1 protein-coding gene is annotated in these 262 nt (G+C 44.7%); it reads right to left on the bottom strand.

Annotation, left to right across the window (positions count from 1 at the left end; genetic code table 11):
* Window positions 1–262 (bottom strand): hypothetical protein (locus HMPREF2890_RS09155; RefSeq protein WP_210394737.1); only part of this gene is annotated, 262 nt, incomplete at both ends.

The following is a 262-nucleotide window of genomic DNA, read 5'->3' as shown; positions in this document are numbered from 1 at the left end:
TGTTTTCGGTATATGGGAAAGCTTTTCCATATACAAACCCCCAGCCATCCCATGACTGCTTCATATTGGAGACAATTAAATCCACCTTTGTGGGGGAGGACTCCAATGGCTTCGTGAGCTTATCCAATGGAGGAACAATTTGCTGGAGTCGACATATAGCACTGTCTATGGGTGATGTATCCTTAAGAGGGAGGAGTTCCAGCTTGACTTCACTTTCATTTGTAAGTTTGTGCGACTTATCGAGATGCTGGAATAGGACGTC

The organism is Porphyromonas sp. HMSC065F10 (assembly GCF_001808555.1).
Lineage (GTDB): Bacteria > Bacteroidota > Bacteroidia > Bacteroidales > Porphyromonadaceae > Porphyromonas_A.
The sequence above is the reverse complement of the archived record's forward strand: the minus strand, read 5'-3'. Positions and strand labels throughout refer to the sequence as shown.